Source organism: Amycolatopsis sp. NPDC003676 (assembly GCF_053587275.1).
In genome coordinates, this window is the sequence record NZ_JBSFNS010000408.1 from 1 (window position 1) to 1085 (window position 1085).

At 71.6% G+C, this 1085-nt stretch carries 2 protein-coding genes; one reads left to right on the plus strand and one right to left on the minus strand.

Annotation, left to right across the window (positions count from 1 at the left end; all coding sequences use genetic code 11):
- The first annotated feature begins 122 nt into the window (after positions 1-122).
- On the plus strand, positions 123-764 hold the full coding sequence (locus ACWDNU_RS46795) for an ArsR/SmtB family transcription factor (RefSeq protein WP_449673579.1): 642 nt from the start codon (positions 123-125) through the stop codon (positions 762-764).
- Positions 765-784: 20 nt separating this feature from the next.
- Here ACWDNU_RS46795 and ACWDNU_RS46800 read toward each other — a convergent pair.
- A partial coding sequence (locus ACWDNU_RS46800) for a hypothetical protein (protein WP_449673578.1) occupies positions 785-1085 on the minus strand: 301 nt, incomplete at its 5' end.

A 1085-nucleotide genomic window follows, 5' to 3' on the forward strand; every position in this document is an offset into this window, starting at 1 on the left:
GTCGGCGACTCGGAGAACTACTACAAGGTGACGTCCCCGCGTCGCTACACCCACGTACGCCCGCCCGCGCCGCCGCCCTCGCCGACTGGGCCGCTGTCCTCGCCGACCGGACCAGAGCCCACATGTGCCTGGCCCTGCTCGACGGCCGCGCCTGGACCGCCGGCGAACTGGCTCGCCTGACCGGCGTCGCCCCGTCCACCGCCACGGCCCACCTGGACCGCCTGTGCGGCGCGGGCCTGATCACCGAACGCAAACAGGGCAGGCACCGCTACGTCGAACTGGCGAGTCCCGCGATCGCCCAGCTCCTGGAAACCCTGCTGGCGGAACTCGACCCGACCCCCACCCCGCCGAAGAACCTGCGCGCCGCCACCGCCGACGCGGCCCTGGCGCGCGGGCGAACCTGCTACAACCACCTGGCCGGCCGCCTCGGCGTCACCCTCACCGACGCCATGGCCCACCGCGGCCTCCTCGACCCGGACAACGCCCACACCCTGACCCCCGCGGGCACCACTTGGCTCACCACCACCCTCGGCATCGACGAGCCCACCCTCACCCGCTCCCGCCGCCCCCTGACCCGCCCCTGCCTGGACTGGACCGAACGCCGCACCCACCTCGGCGGCCCCGCCGCGGTCCTCCTGCACCGCCGCCTGCTTGCCCTGAGCTGGATCACCCCGTCCGGAACCGGCCGCGCCGTCCGCGTCACCCCTACGGGAGCAGCCGGTCTTGCCGACACCCTCGGCATAGACCCCGCCCACCTACGCTGACGGCCACCTCGCCCGACCTCTCAGTCGAACAACTCCTCGATCCTGGAGATCTCCAATGCGCGACGCATCCACAGATCGAACGTGCGTTGGTCCCGGCACGCGGTGACGCGTTCGGCGGCGTCCTCCGAAATATGAACCCCGCGATGCCGAAGGATGAGCAGCACGTCCTTGGCCCGCCCCTCGTCCATTCCTTCTTCGCGGCCTTCGTCGCGTCCGAGGGCACGGCCTTCGTCGCGGCCTTCTTCCCGCAACGCCTGAGCAAGGGGTCCGCGGAAGTACGAGAGATCGGCGTCCATGAGTTCCTTCCAGGTCGTGCCCGCT

Bases quoted from the DNA above. Each gene is read 5' to 3' on its own strand.
- ACWDNU_RS46795 (WP_449673579.1), top strand. From the start codon at position 123: ATGTGCCTGGCCCTGCTCGACGGCCGCGCCTGGACCGCCGGCGAACTG.